The sequence below is a fragment of the Brevibacillus sp. FW306-2-1A-C05A genome (assembly GCF_058781555.1).
Genome location: NZ_JBYSWV010000003.1, coordinates 25,585 through 43,363, shown reverse-complemented (window position 1 = coordinate 43,363; position 17,779 = coordinate 25,585). Strand labels below are relative to the sequence as shown.

Below are 17,779 nucleotides of genomic sequence, written 5' to 3'. Positions count from 1 at the left end.
GAATTCTCCATTCGTCAAGTGTGCAGTTTTTTGCACAAACGCGCAATTATTTGCACGCAAATTTTTGCGCATTCATTTTACATCTTCCTGCTCATCCATGATTCCCAATTTTTCCATCTTGTAGTACAGGCTGCGGATCGCAATTCCGAGCCGCTTGGCCGCCAAGGTCCGATTGCCTTTGGCCGCAGCCAGTTCGCGCATAATATGTTGACGTTCCGCTTCCTCCACCGCCTGCTTCAATGTTTTCCCCGTGGAGCCTGCCGTCGTCTCTGCTTCCTTTGGGGCCTTGCTGATTTTTCGTTCCAAAGGAGGCAAATGCTCAGGCATGATCGTGCGTTCGTTGATGCGCATATGTATCATCGCCCTGCCGAGGACGTTCTCCAGCTCGCGCACATTGCCCGGCCAATGGTAGGACAACAGCATCTGCAACGTTTCCTCATGCAGCTCCTCGACGTTTCTGCCGTATTCCAGATTCGCCTTGCGCAAGAGGTACATCGCAATCGGCTTGATATCTTCCAGCCGCTGGCGGAGCGGTGGGATATGGATGGGGACGACGTGGAGGCGGTAGTACAAGTCTTCGCGAAAACGTCCCGCGCCAATCGCCGCTTCCAGGTTCACATGGGTTGCGGCAATGACCCGGACGTCGATATTGATCGGCTTTGTGCCCCCGACCCGGACGACCTCCCGTTCCTGCAGGACGCGCAAAAGCATGACCTGCATCCCCATGGACAGCTCACCGATTTCATCCAAAAATATCGTGCCTCCGCTCGCTTCCTCGAACAAGCCGCGCTTTCCGCCTCGCCTCGCTCCCGTAAAAGCGCCTTCCTCGTAGCCGAACAGCTCGCTCTCCAACAGGCTCTCGGAAATCGCCGCGCAGTTGACCCGGATAAACTGGTTGTACTTGCGCTCGCTCGCGTTGTGAATGGCGTGGGCAAACAGCTCCTTGCCCGTCCCGGACTCTCCGCGCAGCAGCACGGTCGCTGGCGTCAACGCCGCTTTTTTCGCCTGCTCGATGGCGCTTTTCATCTGCTCGCTGTAGCCGATAATATCCGCGAAGCTGTACTTCGCCTCCAGCGTGCGGATGATGCGCCGGGCTTTTTCCAGCTCTTCTGTCAACCGCTTGAACTCGGAAACGTCGTGAATGACGCCGACGCTGCCTTTCAGCTCGCCATCGACGACGACCGGAGCGACGTTCACGACCACGTCCTTGCGCTTCGGCCCGAGCTTCATCGGGACGCCCCGGACAGGCCGCTTCGTTTTCAACACTTGCATGTGCATGCTGTCGCCTTCGGAAATGTCGACCGTAGCCGGCTTGCCGATAATATCGTCCGGCGTCAGCCCCGTCAGTCTCGTGTACGCCGGATTGATTAACAAGCCGATGCCGTTCTGATCCACGACCGAGATCGCCTCGTCCGAGGATTGAATGATCGCTTGCAGCATGCTCTGCAGTTCCTTGAGATTGGTCACTTCTTCAGCGAGCGCCATCACCTCGGTAATGTCGCGGAAAATCGCCACGGCTCCGACCACTTCCCCTTTGTCGTTGCGCACGGGGACGCGGTTCGTGATAATGCGCGTCTGGTTCGGCAAAATCTGCTCCTGGTTCAGCTCAGGGCAGCCTGTCTCTAATACAATATGTAGTCTGGTGTTGGGGATGCGCTCGGATACTTTTGTATCCAGCACTTCGCTTGCCTCGATGTCCATCAGGCGTTCGGCCGCCTTGTTGAACAACGTGATGACTCCTTGCCGATTGACGCCGATAATGGCATCGTGCGTAGAGTCGAGCATCGTCTCGCGCTCGCGCTGGTTTTGCATCATCGCCGCGATCAGCTTGTCGCGCTCGCGGATGAGCCGCATGACAATTCGCGTGAAAGTGCCCGGAATGAGCACCGTCTTTTCCCGCTTTAACTGGCGGAGCTGCTCGTATTCTTCCATGTCCCCTGTCGCTTCCAAAATCACGTCCAGCTCGTCGTCCAAATAAGGGCGGTAATCCGAATCGACCTTGATGCCCAGCGATCTCGCCAGCTCAATTCCGGGAGCGTCTGGCCGCCGATCGACCACGGCGACAATTTTCAGCCTGTCCATCTGGTTCAGCGTCCGCAGCAGAGCCGTACCGCCTCGTCCAGCACCTACTATAAGCAGCTTGTGCATGCGCTAGACCCCTCGCTTTTCATCTTACTCGTTACCATTGTACTGCAACAAACCGTTGATGGACAGGCTCTCTTCCCTAACGTGCGCTCGCTCGTGTGCACAGGGACGGACGGTGGACAAGCATACTGGCATCCGATATGATGAAAGAATGAGAGAGAAAGGTGTGAACCACCAGTGATCGTACAGAAAGTCATTGCCCTCTTAATCATGGTCATTCCGGCTGCGATTGCCATGTACGGGATCAAGCTGATCCGCGACGCCTTTTTTTATTCGACGGCACCCGATGTCAGCTTCCTGTGGGGAAAGCTCATTCTCGGCGTCCTTGCTTTCGCCATTCCCGTCTTGTTTATTGCCGGGTTCATTTTGCACCACGAACGCAAAAAAAATCGGGTACAACCCCGCTTCATGATTCGCGAGGCAGAAGACGACGAGTAGAACAGGCAGGTGAAAATCTGCCTGTTTTTGATTGCGCTCATCTTCCCCACTCGTCCAGCCTTTTGAGCCACGCTTTTTGTTCAATGACCTGCGAAAACGAGACGAACTCGGCCGCGACCTGAAGCGCGACGAAGCCGCACAGGAAGGCGGCTTGCCAAAACAGCGGCGTCGCCGTCGCGTATGTATAGCCAATGGCAAAGCCGAGCGCATTCGCTCCGGTATCCCCGAGCATGATCCGGCCGCCTGCATCGTGCGGAAAAAACAAAACCGTCGCGACGAGAACCGGCAGAAGAAACAGCCAGACCGCAGACGGCTCCCCCGTTGTCCCCCCCGAAACGCTCCCGATGGCAGCCAGCGACACGAGCAGCCAAAACACTTTGATCGCGCGCGCCGGTCTTAAATCAAACAGGTTCAGGATGTTCGGGGAAATCGCCAGCAAGCCGCAAGCGACCAGCCACGGCCAGAAGCCGGCCGAAACGAACAGCGATACGCTGACAGCCGTCAGCCCGCCGCCAATCAGCTTGCCCATCCCGCTCGTCACGCGCCTCTCGCGCAAAAGCGCGCCGAAGTGGCCGCGAAATCCTTTCGTGATCCGGTCACCAGCCTTGTCGTCGATCCAGCCCCAGCACGCCATCGCCGCCATTCCGCAGGCGAGCAGCAAGCCTTGCACCAGCACCTCGCGCGGAGCGCCTGCAAGCGCGAGATGCAGAAGCTGGACGAGAATCGTCACGGCCATGCTCGCCACAAGCACCAGCCCGCCTGCCGTCAGCACTGGCTCGCCGCGATAATTGGGCCGGGTCATGCGCTTTTTGGCGAGAATCTGCGAGCAGAAACTGAGCATGGGACGCTGCAGGACGAGCGGCAACACGAGTGCGCTGAAAAGCGCGAGTATCACGGCGTGTGCAGCCATGGCTTTCCCTCCCACCACTTTGTGCAGAGCGTCCGGCCGATGGCGACAAACTCTTTGCCGCGATGAGAGTAGCCTCGCCAGTCGTTGCCCGTTTCCCGGTGAAAAAACCCGACGGGCACTTCCCGGATGCGATAGCCTGCACGCAAGGCATCTACCGTAAGACTTACCTCGATGCCGAAGCCTTTGTCGATTTTCCCCAGCTTTTGCAACAGGTCGCGGCGAATGGCCCGCTGACCGGACAAGGGCGCGCTTGCCTCAAAGCCCGTCAGCCACTTGATCCCTCGATGAGCCAGCCCTTTGGCCAGACCCATTCCCGCTTTTTGCCTCGGGGAAGGCAGAATCGCGATCGCCATATCGCAGGCATCCTCCATCACAGGGGCAAGCAGATGCTCGGCCTCTGCCGCACTCTCGCGCAAATCGCCATCCAGCAGCATGACGACATCGCCGTTTGCCCGTTGCCAGCCGAGTTGGACGGCAGCGCCTTTGCCCCGGTTGCGCGGCACGGTAATGACGAGATCGGCCCACTTTTTGGCGAGAGCAGCCGTCTCGTCCTCGCTGCCGTCGTCGACGACAATCAGCTCATGGCAGAAAAGCCGTTCGCGAATCGCTCGCAGCGTCGCTCCGATCGCGTCGGCTTCGTTGTAGGCAGGAATGATGACGCTAACTTTTTTCACGCGCGACCCTCATTTCTGTCATGGTTTGCTGCACCTTTTCCAGCAAGGCCCATTGCTTGGCCAACGAATCCGGCACCTGCTCCACCAGCAGCCATTTGCCCGTACCCGTCCGCTGCTCCAGCCATGGCGGCGGCTGGCCCGCGACCACAAGCAGCAAGCCGTCCTCCCAAGTCCCGCCCCGTTCATAAGTGACGACGTTGATGCCTACCGAATGCATCAGCCGGGTAATCTCTTTGGCTTCCTTGTCTGTATCCTGCCAGACGTACACTTTTTTCCCTGCGAGATCATTGCCGTAGCGCATCGCCATCATGTGGACGACTTCCTGGTTGCGTTGCTCCACTTCCTGCAGCAGCCGATTGATTTGCTGCTTCAAATCGTGGTTGCTTTTCAGCGCCCGGTCGTATTTGGCCTCCATTTTCGCCAAAATTTCCTGGGCGCCCTCAGAAAACCACGGATGACCCGCCGTTCCTCCCAGCAGGATGCCGACGCCAAGCGCAACGAATACGGCTGCCAACGTAATCAGATGATACCGAAAAGAAATCATAGCGCCTCCTTAAAAAGCCCAGGTCCGCCATTGCGTCCAGAGCATTTGCGCCGCGTGACGGGCGATCGGATGAATCATCAGCGCAGCGGTGACAGGCAACAGCATCGCCGCCATGCACCAGCCCCACAGCTTCCACGAGCCAGTCGGCTGGTAGAGCTGGCTGACTCCTTTGGCGTCAATCAGCCTGGGGCCGATCTTCGTGCGCACCAGCAAAGTACTGGCCATCCCTTTGCGGCCTTTTTCCAGAAAATCAATCATGTTCGTATGGGCACCAATCGTCACGATCAGCTCTGCTTTTTTCTCATAGGCCAACAGCATCGCCACATCTTCGCTCGTGCCAGGCGCAGGCAGGACGTGATGCGCCACCCCGAGCTGCTCGACTCTGGCTTTTCCGGGAGCAAGCCCGTCGACAAAGGCGTGGACGACGATTTCGGCCCCGCACAAGAGCGCCTTGTCCGAGATGCTGTCCATGTCGCCGACGATCAGGTCGGGCTTGTACCCCGCTTGCAAAAGAGCGTCCGCTCCCCCGTCGACCCCGATGAGCACGGGCCGGCATTCGCGTATGTAGGAGGAGAGCGTCTGCAAATCTTCCTTGTAATGCTTGCCGCGGACGACGACGACGACGTGCCGTTTTTCCAGTCTGGTCCGCAGCGGCATGGGACAGAGCGGCTTTAAAAACAAGTCTTTTTCTTTATTGGCGTACATGAGCGTGTTATCAATAAATAAGGACAGCGTATCATCCAGCCTGCTCTGCGCCTCGGCCCACTTCCCGAGCACCGCCTCCACTGTGACGTGGCGAAGCGACAGGGCAAGCTCCCATTGCGCCTTTCGTTTCAAGTACAGACTGCCTTCACGGATGGCTGCAAATTGGCCGTTCCACGCTTCCAACGCGGTCGGCTCTGCCGGCTCGCGCTCTGCCTCGTACAAAGCGACGCCCGCTCGCAGCAAGAGCCGCGCTCCTTCGGCTGGATACTGTCCTGTCATGAAAGCGGACAGGTTGACAACTACCCTCGCCCCCGCTTCCAGCAAGGACCTGGCCGCCATCTCATCCACATCGGGATGATCGATGACGGCGATATGGTGGGGGTGGAGCCGTTTGCAAAGCTGCTTCGTCTTGCGGTCAGCAGCAATCACTCCCGTATAGGTAAGAAAATCGAGACGTTTTCGCTTGCCCATCTTTTCCACCTCCAGGAATAGTATGCTAAAAATTTCCTTGGAGCATGCAAAAAAGAGGCTGTGCAGGAATCGCACAACCTCTTTTTGGCCGGACGGAAAGCCTTGTTGACTAGGCTCCCTTTGTTATGTAGTAAATAATCAAACCGTCAGCAAACAGGAAAACCGCCAGCGAAAGCAAACCAAATCCGATTGCGAATTTGTTTTTCGCCTTAATCGAGTTCAAACAGCCCCAAGCGATAAAAAACGTGAAGACGAACATCAAAATATCAAACAACACAATCTTCATGTACGACAACTCCTTCAACATGATGACGCTAACCGATAATACAATGGCAATATTATTATATATCCTCGCGTATTAAGAGACAAGCATATCCAAATTTGTGACAAACAAATTCACAATTACGTTTATTTTTATTGTGCCACAAACTTATTTGCCTATCCATATCGTCCAGCGATCCTGCTCGCTGATCGTCTCATGTCCGGACAGCTTCAGGCAAATCGCGTCCACCAACTGCTCCAGCTCGGCGTCCGTCAGCTCGTGGAGCAAAGAACGCCCTTTGCGCGAGCGCAAATCACGCGCCAGCTCATCGAGAGTGCCATAGACGCGCCTGACCTCCCAGAGCGACAGCCGCTCGATTTTTGCAAGTCCAGCCTGCTGCATCGCTGCCCGGACCGTCCGATCAGCCGGGCGACGCTTGGCCTCGACTTCAAGCAATCGCGGAAACTGCTCGAAAAAATAGCCGCGCAGATGCGTTTGGGAAGCCGGGACGGCACAGTCGTCAATCGTTCGATCCTGAATCAGACAAATGCCGCCGGGAGCGAGCAGTCGTTTTACTTCGGAAAAAAATCCGCGCAGATCGTGGAGATGGTGAATCAGCGCCCGGGCAAAGACGATATCGGCACAGCCGTCAGGCAGCCCGGTTTCCAGCGCATCGCCCTGCACGAACGAGATGCGCGGCTCGTCTGCGCATTGCTTTTGCGCCGCTGCCAGCATCACGCTGGAAAAATCGACTCCGGTGACGCTTGCAGCGCCCAGCTTCGCCCACGCCTTGCTGTAGATGCCGCCTCCGCAGCCGATATCGACCACGCGCTTGTCGCGCGGATCGACGACAGACAGCATGGTGCTCGCCCACGTGGCGTCTGCCGCTCGACCTGTGTAGCTGTCTTCGTTTTCCTTGGCGTGAAAATCCATTTTCATGCTACTTCGCCTCCATAAACTCCAGACGGTTTCCGAATGGGTCTTCGGTAAAGAAGCGGACAAGCCCGGGGATTTCATCGTCGAGCCGAATCGGTACGCCCGCCTGCTCCAAATGCGCGATCAGCGCCTCGATGTTTTGCACGACAAAGGCAGGGTGCGCTTTTTTCGCCGGAACAAAGCCCTGCTCGATTCCGAGGTGAATCAATTGGGCGCCGCAGCGGAACCATGCGCCGCCGCGCGCCCGGAGCTTTTCCGGCTTGGGCACTTCCGGCATGCCGAGCAAGCCTGTGAAAAAGCGCCGTGCCTCCTCTTCCGCTCCTGGCGGGGCTGCCAACTGGACGTGATCCAAGCCGATCCATTCAAACTGGTTACTCATCGTCATTTCCTCCCTTTTTTTGGCACATTACCATCCATTCATCAATCTGATGCGCCACAACTCTTCCTTGCTCGATTTTCACGCCGAGATAGTGTTGCTGCTCTGCAGTCGCCTCCAGGAGCATTCGCTCGACTGCCTGCTCCTGCTCCGGTGATTCGGACATCCGCTGTACCCAGGGCAAAAAGGCAAACTGTTTTTTCCGCAGCCGTGCCTGCCGCTCCTGCAAATCGCAAGCCGCGTGCAGCGCTCTCCACTCGCTCACCGACAGGCAGCGCACGTGGCTTGGGTCGCGCCGCTTCTCTACCTGGTTCACGAAGTCCGCGAGCTGTTCTTCCTCCGGCGCTACGTTGTCGATGAACAAAAACCGTCCGCCCGGGCGCAGCACGCGACTCGTCTCACGGACAAAGGCGGCCGGATCTGGAAAATGGTGCGCCGCAATCCGGCAAGTGACCAGATCGAACGTTTCGGACAGAAACGGCAGCGCCTCTGCGTCGGCCTGGACGTACAAAATGTTCGGCGCTTGCTCGTTCGCCTGCGCTGCCGCCGCAAGCATCGGGCGGGTCAGATCGGTCGCGACCACAAGCTCGACAAGCGGTGCCAGCGTGCGGGCAACATGCCCTCCCCCCGTGGCGATATCGAGCACCTTCCAGCTTGTTTGCGGCGAAAGCCACTCGACCATAAGCGGCAAATCCGCTCCTTGCGCGTGGGTTTTGCTCTGCACGTACTCCTGTGCGTTTTTCCCGAATTGCTGCTGCACGGCCTGTTTTACTTCCTGATTTTTGTCCATACTCCCACCTCCTGCTCGTATTTTATGCCAATTTTTGTTGGCTTTGTTATAGAATATGGTTAACCAGTTATCGAGTTTTTGAATAGGAGGGTTTCTTGTGGACAAAGAAAGCCTGGAAGTTTTTTTGACGATCGCTCATCACGGGTCGATCAATCGTGCGGCACAGGCGTTGTTTCTCGCCCAATCGACCTTGACGCATCGGCTCAAGCAGTTGGAGCGGCAAATCGGCAGCCCGCTGTTTGTGCGGACCGCCTCCGGTGTGAGCTTGACGGGGGAAGGACGCCGCCTGCTGCCGATCGCGGCGAACATCGTGGAGCAGATGCGTTCGTTCATGGAGCAAAAAGAACAGGTGAAATCCATGACGATTGTCGCCGGAAAAGCGTTTGTCGCCTACGAGCTGCCCCGCCTGATCGGCGAATACCGCCAGGCGAACCCCGGCTTTACCTGTTACGTCCGCTCGACACTGTACGAGGAGTCGCTCAGCGCCCTGTTGACAGGCACCGCCGATATCGCCTTTCTCGGCAGCGAGATGTACCATCCGCACGTCCACCAGGAATTTTTGCCAAGCGACCGCATCTTGCTCGTCATGGCACCCGAGCATCCCTGGGCCAGCCGCTTTCCGGGCTTTGCGAGCTGGGGCGCGCAGGAAATGATTTTGTTCGGCAACCATACCGCCCCCTACCGCCAGCGCATCGATCATTTTCTCGCGCGAAACGGCGTGTTTCCCAACGTCATCATGGAGCTGGACAGCTTCAGCGCGGTCAAAAAAATGGTGGAACGCCAGCTCGGGATCACAATGCTGCCGGAACGAACGATCCTGCGCGAACTGGCGGAAGGCAGGCTCGTCGCCCACGACATCGCGGAAGGCACGCTGCAGCGCCCAACTCTCATCGCCTATTTGCATCAAAAAAAAGAGGACGAAGCTTTTCAGCAATTCGTCCAATGGATCAAAGATGCTTATTGATGCAAAGTAAAGACTGTCAATTCGGGTCGGCACAAAAAACGGACAGGCAAAATCGTCGTCCCCAGCCCTCTGTTCACGTACACTGGCATCTGGTTGTCGCCTGCGCGGTACAAGCCTTTGACGTACTTCGCCGCAAGCTTGGGCGTCAGGACATGCCCGACAAACGGCAACCGCACCTGCCCGCCGTGGCTGTGCCCGGACAGTTGCAAATCGACAGGATAGCGAGCCGCTTCATCCGCAAAGTCCGGCTCGTGCGCCAAAAGGATGACGCTGGCCGCCTCCGGAATCCCGACCAGCGCCTTCGGCAGATCAGGCACGCCGTTCAGCGCGTCGTCGATTCCGGCTATGTACAAACTGTCGCCATTTTTGCCGACCGCCACATGTCGGTTGTCCAACACCTCAAAACCAGCGGCAGCCCAGCCTTGGCGAATCGCATGCTGCTGGCCCGCCCGGTAGTCGTGGTTGCCCAGCACCGCAAATTTTCCAAGCGGCGCCTGCAACTCGGCCAGCATCGGAACAGCCGCGGAAAACGACTGTGTCTCCAGGTCCACGATATCGCCGGTAAAGCAGATCATATCCGGCTGCTCGTTTTGAATCAAGTCGAGAATGCCTTGCAGTTGCTCGGGCTTGCAATAGTGCCCCAGGTGGACGTCGCTGAACTGTACCAGCTTGCAGCCGTCGAAGCTTTTCGAAAGTCGCGGCAGCGAAAGCGTCACCCGCTCGATTTGCAGCCAGGTGCGCTCCCATGCATAGCCGTATGTACCTGCCACAAGCCCGAGTCCCACCAATCCTCCCAGCCACTTCATCGAACGATGCAAAAAGGTTCGACGTGAGACTGTGACAAGCTTTGGATCATTCACTAGCTTCCGTTCGCTCGTAGCCATTTACGACGACATCCAGGCGCCCTGTCTCCGGATCGATCAACAGGCCGTGAACGTCGACGTTAGCCGGCAGCAACGGGTGTTTTTTAATCGTTTCCACGCTGTTGCGCACACTTTCCTCCACCCGGTCGAAGCCGTGCAGCCATTTGTGCAAATTGATCCCTGCGTGCTGGAGGGTGGAGAAGGTTTGGGCAGAGACGCCTTTCTCCAGCATCTTCGCCATCGTCCGCTTGCTGTCAATGGCGCTCATCCCACAGTCGTAATGGCCGACGACGATCACTTCCTCGGCATTCAGTTCATAAATCGCCACGAGAATACTGCGCATGATACTTCCAAAAGGGTGAGAGACGATGGCTCCGGCGCTTTTTACGTGCTTGATGTCGCCGTTGCGCATGTTCATCGCCTTGGGCAGCAGCTCCTCCAGACGCGTGTCCATGCAGGAGAGAACAACCAGGCGCTTGTCGGGAAACTTGGTCGTTTGATATTTTTCATATTCACGATTCGCTACAAATTCACGGTTAAACGCGAGAATTTCATCCAAATTGCGCATGTTGCAACACCTTCCTCGCTCTTAATTAGGAGTATGTTTTCTATTGTACATACTTATTGGCATCGTTCAAGCGACTGGGGCACATTGGCGGCGAGATTTTGCTATGTTTTTACAATTTTTACAATGATAGGTGAGGGGGTGGAAATCAGTGACACTGGGACGGACTTCTGCGTTAGGCAAAAGAGGTGACCGTAGGCGGAATTTTCATGGCGAATATTTTGGTACTGGCTGAAGATGGAGCAGAAATTACTATCTGACGCAGCAGACCTCAATCGCGCAGAAGACGATGGTCTGCTATACGTGGCTGCTGTTAGACTAAACCTCTTGGCGATTGATATCAGCACCTTCATGGTTGAACCCTAGCCACTCAGTTATGGTTATATATCGCCTGCTCCATAATCGCTATCGTTTTAAACTGCCTTCGTATTCCTGCACTTTGGAAAACTGCTGCATCCGTAAAACTCGCCTTTTGTACTTTTGCGTACGACCATTTGACTACCGCAGCGATCGCATTGCAGCTTTTGTTGCGGGAACTGCGCCCTCACCTGTTTCGGGTTTGGTTTTGCCGCAGTATTCATGCGCTGGATCATTTCAATCAGCGCCTCGCGATTTATCAATCGAACGCCATTTGAAGCGGCCAGCTTGTAGGCGGCGTCTGTAAAATCTCTGTTAGTGACAACCCATGCTGCATTTGCTCCATAGTGAGCAAGTGCCCCCACAATTTGCTGAACGGCATCGATCCCGACGTTTTTACTATATCGCTTCGCCTGGACCGCTACCTTCCGTCCATTCTGTTCCAGAATGAGATCAGCGCCGTAATCGCCTGCTGCCCTTGTTACGGTCGTTTTGTATCCTTGTGAGTGAAACAGCAGTCCAAGGTAATGTTCAAACTGCCTGCCGTCCATTTTTCTATTTCCGCAATGCCGGAGCGTCGCAGTTTCTCTTGGGCAATGGAATCAATCCAGAATCTGATTCCCATTGCAAGTCCCAGCAAAATTCCAAACGCGATGCCTGCAACAAGCAAATAACCACGACATGTTTCGACAATAGCAAAACAAAAAACCATCCTTGTGAGATGGTTTTGCTGTGTCACCGGCTTTTCGTTCCTTCCCCGTCATTCTCCCTGGATCATTCCTGCGATCTGCTCCTTCACTTTCCCCCTGCTCACTCCCCCGTGGTAACAAACCACAGACGCAATGTCGAGGTCTACATACTTTTTCAACGAGAGGCGAGCTGCGTGCATATCCAGGGTCGTCGGGGCGTGAATCCCTGCGAGCGTCCCATTTACACTGTACAGCGAATCCCCGGCAATGAGCGTCTTGCTTTGCCTGACGTAAAGGCTGATGTGCCCGGGCGTGTGACCCGGCGTATGAATGACGCGAATCCCGCCGCAAAACGGCAGCTCCTGGCCGTCCACCACCGTATGATCTACCCTGCCCTTCGGCGGATTTTCAAGGTGCGCGTCTTTGACAAGCGGGATTTCTCCCTGAATATACGGCTTGTCGAGTGCGTGCGCGTAAACTTGCACACGATGACCGCACTCCTGCAAAATCTCAGGAAGACAACCGATATGATCGACATCTTGATGCGTCAAAATGACGGCTTTCAGTTTGGTAAGCGGGACTCCCGCTTTTTCCATGGCCGTACGCAATTCTTCTATTTGTCCCGGGAAGCCCGTGTCTATCAGGACAGCCATGTCTTGGCCCGACAAAAGGACGGGGTGAATCTCGTATCCATGATAGTCTAGGTGTAGCATTTCTACTCCCTTGAAAATTTCCATTGTATCGGGCCTCCATAAAATTATATTTTTACGTAACTAAATATTATTACGTTGATTTTGTCATTGTCAACATCTTCCTTTTAATTCGCTCGGGCATTGCAGTGTGGTCTTCGAAGGTTCATGTTCATGATGTTTATTGACTCGTGCGAAGCGGCGCTGCCTATACTGTACTGCCCACTGTCCAATCTTCCTTGTTTACAACGAAAAACCCCCAATGAATCGACTTGATTCAAAGGAACGTTCTATTTGCTGGCTATCCAAGTGCGAGGCTAGCACGGCCTAATGGCGTTTTTCATTTCCCACCGTTCTTTTTCCTTCGATAACTTTGCGCTTATAAAAAAACACCCCCTAATCGGATTTTCACTCCGCTCGGTGGGTGTACATACCGCAAAAGCTGCGAGTATGTACCATGCACGTTTCATGGCAAACCTCCATTTGTATTCCTTTCCTTATGATACCATGCGGGCGAGAATGATCGGCAGTCAATGAATTACACACCCGACCGCACAACCTTGGCAGCAAGTCCGGAAAGCATCACCGCAAGCTGAGCGCCTCCGGTAACGTTGTAACTTCGTGCGGTATGTTTCGCTCGTCGAGTTTACTGCGGATGAAATCACGGCATTCGCCCGAATTTGTACCAAGGGATCGCGCTTGCCCACACCGCCACTTTGCTGCATTAAAACGAGATAGCGTTCGCATTTTCTTCCGCAGACGCGATGGCGTGTGCCCCGCGCTTTCACATACTAAAGTACAGAGACAAAAAAGCAAACGTCATCCCATTCAGGCAACGTTTGCTTTCGAACGTGTATTCGGTTAGACTCGGCTCAACGATACATCAGGTGAAGTTCACGATTTACGGAAGTGAACTCCTCACACGTTTTCGGAATGGCAGGAATCGAGTTTGTCAGAACGTCCCCGCAAATGATCGCAAAATTTACGGGAACAGACCGATCAGCCATTGTTTAAAAACGTTGTTATATTGCGCCTAACTAATCTTCGCCTCAATCCTTAACTTATCCGCGACCATCGCAATAAACTCGCTGTTGGTCGGCTTCGCCTTCGTGTTGGAAATCGTGTATCCAAACAGGCTGGAGATGGAATCGAGATTTCCGCGGGACCAGGCGACTTCGATGGCGTGGCGGATGGCACGCTCGACGCGGCTTGCGGTGGTGTTGAACTTTTTGGCGATGTCCGGGTACAGGACTTTGGTGATCGAGCCGAGCAGCTCGACGTCGTTGTACACCATCGTGATGGCTTCGCGCAAATACAAATAGCCTTTGATGTGGGCAGGCACACCGATCTCGTGGATGATGCTGGTGATGCTTGCATCCAGGTTGCGGCCGCGCACTTGCAGAGTCGATTGCGGCTTGACCGATGTGACGAAGGAGGAGGCTGGCTTCGTCGTGATGATTTGACGGATGCGCTGCGCGAGGACCTCCATGTCAAACGGCTTGAGGATGTAGTAGGCAGCTCCCAGTTCAACCGCTTTCTTCGTAATCTCTTCCTGTCCGAATGCCGTCAGCATAATAATTTTGGGCTGCGGACTCAAGCGCATGGCCTGGATCTGCTCCAGGACGGCGAGTCCATCCAGGTGAGGCATAATAATGTCCAAAATCAGTACATCCGGTACCCGTTCCTGCAGCAAGCGCACAACTTCATTGCCGTTGTACGCGACACCGATGACGTTCATGTCATACTGGCTGCTGATATACTCTTCCAACAGGCTTACAAATTCTCGGTTATCATCTGCCAACAACACTTCAATCTTGCTCAAGGTCGTTCCTCCTAACAATGGACGGTCTTTTGGAAAGAAGGTGGCGTTCTAGGGGGTTCCATTTCTACAAACGATTAGTCCATACCATCTTTTTCTCTGAGAAAAATAATTCGACAAAGCCATATTCATTCCTGCCAATGACGAAAGATTGAATGATTTTACTGATATTTCGACAAAGAATCCCCTCATTTTTCATCTATTCGTCATAAGCCTCCATGACTTTACCATGCAAGCCGACGTCGTTCCAGTGGAAGGTTATGCTTATGGCGACGGTTTGAAGCTTACGGTCTTGCGCGCATGGTGCCATGGAAAAAAGCCGCCTCGCTTCGTTTGCGTGACGGCTCGTCTCTTCGTATTCAGGCAGCCTGTTCGGCTTTGGCATTCGACTGCGGGGCGTTGCGCACCTGCACGCCTGCATCCTGCAGCATCCATTCAATGTAGCAGCCATAGCCCGATGTCGGGTCGTTGACAAAGACATGCGTGACGGCGCCTACAATCTTGCCGTTTTGAATGATCGGGCTACCGCTCATTCCTTGTACGATGCCGCCTGTCTTTTCCAAAAGACGTTTGTCCGTCACCTTGATTATCATGCCCTTTGTTGCGGGAAAATGCTGCTTGATGACGTTGGCGATCTCGATATCGAACTCCTCCACCTTCTGTCCTTCGACGACGGTGAGGATTTTCGCAGGACCTTCCACGACCTGCTCGGCGAGCGCTACAGGGAGCGGCTCACGGTAATAGCTGCGCTTTGGCTCGTCTTTCATTTTGCCGAAGATGCCAAACGGCGTGTTTTTGGTGATGTTCCCCAGCACTTCGCTTTCGTTGTAAAAGCGGGCGAATTTTTCTCCCGGATTGCCGCTCTGTCCTTTTTCGATCGACGTCACGCTCGCCTGGACGATCTGGCCATCCCCTACCACGATGGCTTGGCCCGTATCGACATCGGAAATGACGTGTCCCAGCGCGCCGTACGCCTTGGAATTGGGATCGTAAAAGGTCAAAGTGCCCACGCCAGCCGCTGAGTCGCGAATGTACAGTCCCATCCGGTATTCCCCGTCTTTTTGGTCCTTGGCGGGATGGAGCGTCAGATTCAGCTTTTCTTTCCCGCGCACGACGAGCAACTGCACCGGGCTATTCTTTTTTCCGGCTTCGTTAATCAGCTTCTTTACTTCGTTCATGTCATTGATGTACAGATCATTCATTTTGACAATCATGTCACCAACGTGAATGCCTGCCTGCTCGCCAGGGGAAGCCTTGCTTTTGCCATTGTCCACGAGGTGATGACCGACAACGAGAACACCCGCCGTTTGCAGCTTGACCCCGATCGATTGCCCACCAGGGTACAACCGCAGGTCCGGCAGCACATTTACTTTTACAGCCGTCAGCGGAATGTTTCGCCATTTTACCTGCAATTCGGCTTCTCCAGCCCTGCGCGGTTCTACCGACATCGGCTGGCTCAAATCAACGGATACTTCGCGCGCTTCTGTCCCGTTGACGTGCAAAATGTCAGGATTGCTATTGATTAGCGTGCCCATCACCGGCACGGAGACCCGGAGCTGCTCAAGGGACCCTTCCATCAAACGCAATTCACGGGGAAAGGAGGACAGATCGCGAAACGGGGTGGAACTCACGACAAGCGCCGTGATGAGGAGAAGGAGACTTCCCATCCATTTTCTTTTGTTTTGTCGGATCACCAGCAATCACTCCTACCGTTCCCTACCTACACCTACAAAGAGACACCTCCACCTTGTGTACTTTTAATGTTGCCCCCAGCCAAGCGGATTATGTCAGGAAAATCCCTCACCTGCCAGCGTCTTTGCAAACTTTTTTGCGTCAAAAAAAGACTGCCAACCCGGATCAGTTGACAGCCTTTCTTTCGCGGCCGAGGACAATCATCTCGCGCGCGTGTTCTTCTGTTTTCGCCGTTACTTCCGCCCCGCTGAGCATGCGGGCAAGCTCGGTCACCCGCTCCTCCTCCGAGAGCCTCGTCACGACCGTTTTCGTCTCGTGCTCGCTCATTTCCTTTTTAATGAGAAAATGCGCATCGGCCATGGATGCTACTTGAGGCAAGTGCGTAATGCACAATACTTGCCGCTTCTGGGCGACACGGGCCAGCTTTTCGGCAATCGCCTGCGCCGCTCTTCCGCTTACCCCTGTGTCGACCTCGTCAAAAATCAGCGTCTCCACCTGATCGGTTCCGGCGAGAATCGTTTTGATCGCCAGCATCACCCGCGACAGCTCCCCGCCGGAAGCGATCTTGGCCAGCGGGCGCAATGGCTCGCCCGGGTTCGGGGAGATCAAAAACTCGATCTGGTCCATGCCGTTCGCGTCGACGTGCCGCTTGATCCCTTCGATTTCTACCCCTTCCTCGTCAGGGGTCTGGCGCACGTCAATGGCGAAGCGCGCCCGTTCCATGTGCAGCTCTTTTAGCTGCTGCTCGATCTCGCGGGCGAGCTTCGTCGCACACTCCTGGCGAATGACGGACAGCTCCAGCGCCTCTACGGCCAAGTCTGCTGCCAGCTCTTGCAGCCGCTTTTCCACCTGTTGCAGCCGATCCTCGTAATGGTGCATCTCGTCCAGCTCGTCGGAAATCGTTGCCGCGTACTCCAAAATGTCGTCCACGCTTTTTCCGTACTTGCGCTTCAAGGACTGGATCTGATCGAGCCTGCGCTCTACTTCCGCGAGCTGCTCCGGCTCAAAGTCGAGGTGGTAGGAGAGCTGGCGCAGCTTGTGCACGACGTCTTCAATCTGGTAGTACGCCGTCTGCACCGTCTCGAGAATCGGAGCCAACTGCTCCTCGTACAGCACCCCGCGCTCCAGCTCGCTCATCGCATGTCCGAGCCAGTCCATGCCTTTTTGATCGCCGTGCAGCGAGCGGTACGCATCCTGGACGGTCGCGTAAACCTTCTCAATGTTCATCCACTTTTTGCGCTGCTGCATCAGCTTTTCGTCCTCGCCCGGCGAAAGCGCAGCCGCTTCGATCTCGTCCAACTGGTATTGCAAAAGGTCAATGCGCTGCACCAGCTCGCGCTCGTTGCGGGCCATCCGTTCGAGGTCCTGCTTCGTTTTCCGGTACGCGGCGTACAGCTTGCCGTACTCCTCTTTCGCCGCTCCGAGCGCGGCCTCGCCGTAGGCGTCGAGCCAGTTGATATGCTTGTCCGCCTGCATCAGCATGTGCGTGTCGTGCTGTCCGTGCACCGTGACCAGCCACGGTCCCAGCTCGCGCAGCATGGCAAGCGTCACCATCTGCCCGTTCAGGCGAATGATGCTTTTGCCCTGGTTGGAAATGTCGCGGCGGACGACGAGCATGCCATCTTGCTCGACTTGTACGCCGACGTTGGCACACACCGCGAGCGCCGGATGGCCAGGCGGCAGTTCAAACAGCCCTTCCACCTCTGCGCGCTGTTCGCCATAGCGGACAAAATCTGCGGAGGCGCGACCGCCCAGAAGCAGCCCGAGCGCGTCGATAATGATGGATTTTCCGGCCCCCGTCTCTCCTGTGAGGATATTCAGCCCGCGCTGAAAAGAGACAGTGACCGATTTAATGATGGCAAAATTACGGATAGAGAGTTCCACTAGCAT

At 55.4% G+C, this 17,779-nt stretch carries 18 protein-coding genes; 2 read left to right on the top strand and 16 right to left on the bottom strand.

Features of this window, described 5'->3' with window-relative positions; translation table 11 throughout:
- Window positions 1-72: 72 nt before the first annotated feature.
- Complete coding sequence (locus tag AC3WJN_RS04195; RefSeq protein WP_007785557.1) at window positions 73-2,148, bottom strand: sigma 54-interacting transcriptional regulator; 2,076 nt, start codon at window positions 2,146-2,148, stop codon at window positions 73-75.
- A 174-nt stretch (window positions 2,149-2,322) separates the two neighbouring features.
- Here AC3WJN_RS04195 and AC3WJN_RS04190 point away from each other — a divergent pair, with 174 nt between their 5' ends.
- Complete coding sequence (locus AC3WJN_RS04190) at window positions 2,323-2,583, top strand: DUF2627 domain-containing protein (protein ID WP_005827332.1); 261 nt, start codon at window positions 2,323-2,325, stop codon at window positions 2,581-2,583.
- A 37-nt stretch (window positions 2,584-2,620) separates the two neighbouring features.
- Here AC3WJN_RS04190 and AC3WJN_RS04185 read toward each other — a convergent pair whose 3' ends face one another.
- The 8 genes from AC3WJN_RS04185 to AC3WJN_RS04150 all read right to left on the bottom strand — a co-directional run bounded on the left by AC3WJN_RS04185 (window position 2,621) and on the right by AC3WJN_RS04150 (window position 8,251).
- Entirely contained in the window at window positions 2,621-3,493 is an 873-nt protein-coding gene (locus AC3WJN_RS04185; protein ID WP_007785562.1) for a hypothetical protein, read from the bottom strand.
- Complete coding sequence (locus AC3WJN_RS04180; protein WP_007785564.1) at window positions 3,475-4,167, bottom strand: glycosyltransferase family 2 protein; 693 nt, start codon at window positions 4,165-4,167, stop codon at window positions 3,475-3,477. The genes AC3WJN_RS04185 and AC3WJN_RS04180 overlap by 19 nt, the downstream gene beginning before the upstream one ends.
- A complete protein-coding gene (locus AC3WJN_RS04175; protein ID WP_007785567.1) occupies window positions 4,154-4,711 on the bottom strand; it encodes a copper transporter in 558 nt (185 codons plus the stop codon). Before AC3WJN_RS04175 ends, AC3WJN_RS04180 begins: the two co-directional genes overlap by 14 nt.
- 9 nt (window positions 4,712-4,720) lie before the next feature.
- Window positions 4,721-5,887 carry a putative cytokinetic ring protein SteA gene (gene steA / locus AC3WJN_RS04170; protein ID WP_007785569.1) on the bottom strand — a complete coding sequence of 389 codons (1,167 nt, stop codon included), beginning with the start codon at window positions 5,885-5,887 and terminating at the stop codon, window positions 4,721-4,723.
- A 109-nt stretch (window positions 5,888-5,996) separates the two neighbouring features.
- Complete coding sequence (locus tag AC3WJN_RS04165; protein WP_005827324.1) at window positions 5,997-6,173, bottom strand: DUF2759 family protein; 177 nt, start codon at window positions 6,171-6,173, stop codon at window positions 5,997-5,999.
- Between the two features lie 144 nt (window positions 6,174-6,317).
- Window positions 6,318-7,088, bottom strand: a complete 771-nt coding sequence (locus AC3WJN_RS04160; protein ID WP_007785571.1) for a class I SAM-dependent methyltransferase — start codon at window positions 7,086-7,088, stop codon at window positions 6,318-6,320.
- 1 nt (window position 7,089) lies between these two features.
- A complete protein-coding gene (locus tag AC3WJN_RS04155) occupies window positions 7,090-7,464 on the bottom strand; it encodes a VOC family protein (protein WP_005827320.1) in 375 nt (124 codons plus the stop codon).
- Complete coding sequence (locus tag AC3WJN_RS04150; protein WP_005827317.1) at window positions 7,457-8,251, bottom strand: class I SAM-dependent methyltransferase; 795 nt, start codon at window positions 8,249-8,251, stop codon at window positions 7,457-7,459. The genes AC3WJN_RS04155 and AC3WJN_RS04150 overlap by 8 nt, the downstream gene beginning before the upstream one ends.
- 97 nt (window positions 8,252-8,348) lie before the next feature.
- Between AC3WJN_RS04150 and AC3WJN_RS04145 the strand changes: the two genes are divergently transcribed.
- On the top strand, window positions 8,349-9,215 hold the full coding sequence (locus AC3WJN_RS04145; RefSeq protein WP_005827315.1) for a LysR family transcriptional regulator: 867 nt from the start codon (window positions 8,349-8,351) through the stop codon (window positions 9,213-9,215).
- On the opposite strand, the gene AC3WJN_RS04140 is transcribed toward AC3WJN_RS04145, so the two are convergent.
- From AC3WJN_RS04140 to recN, 7 genes are all read right to left on the bottom strand, one after another.
- A complete protein-coding gene (locus AC3WJN_RS04140; RefSeq protein WP_007785578.1) occupies window positions 9,209-10,000 on the bottom strand; it encodes a metallophosphoesterase in 792 nt (263 codons plus the stop codon). The two genes, AC3WJN_RS04145 and AC3WJN_RS04140, sit on opposite strands and share 7 nt — an antisense overlap.
- Window positions 10,001-10,067: 67 nt before the next feature.
- Window positions 10,068-10,646, bottom strand: a complete 579-nt coding sequence (locus AC3WJN_RS04135) for a beta-class carbonic anhydrase (protein WP_005827311.1) — start codon at window positions 10,644-10,646, stop codon at window positions 10,068-10,070.
- 410 nt (window positions 10,647-11,056) lie between these two features.
- On the bottom strand, window positions 11,057-11,551 hold the full coding sequence (locus AC3WJN_RS04130; protein WP_007785580.1) for a restriction endonuclease: 495 nt from the start codon (window positions 11,549-11,551) through the stop codon (window positions 11,057-11,059).
- Between the two features lie 209 nt (window positions 11,552-11,760).
- Window positions 11,761-12,426: an MBL fold metallo-hydrolase gene (locus tag AC3WJN_RS04125; RefSeq protein ID WP_007785582.1), complete on the bottom strand. Its 666-nt coding sequence runs from the start codon at window positions 12,424-12,426 to the stop codon at window positions 11,761-11,763.
- A gap of 985 nt (window positions 12,427-13,411) precedes the next feature.
- Complete coding sequence (spo0A, locus tag AC3WJN_RS04120; RefSeq protein WP_005827306.1) at window positions 13,412-14,200, bottom strand: sporulation transcription factor Spo0A; 789 nt, start codon at window positions 14,198-14,200, stop codon at window positions 13,412-13,414.
- 356 nt (window positions 14,201-14,556) lie between these two features.
- Entirely contained in the window at window positions 14,557-15,891 is a 1,335-nt protein-coding gene (gene spoIVB, locus AC3WJN_RS04115; RefSeq protein ID WP_005827304.1) for a SpoIVB peptidase, read from the bottom strand.
- A 163-nt stretch (window positions 15,892-16,054) separates the two neighbouring features.
- Window positions 16,055-17,779: a DNA repair protein RecN gene (gene recN / locus AC3WJN_RS04110; RefSeq protein ID WP_005827302.1), complete on the bottom strand. Its 1,725-nt coding sequence runs from the start codon at window positions 17,777-17,779 to the stop codon at window positions 16,055-16,057.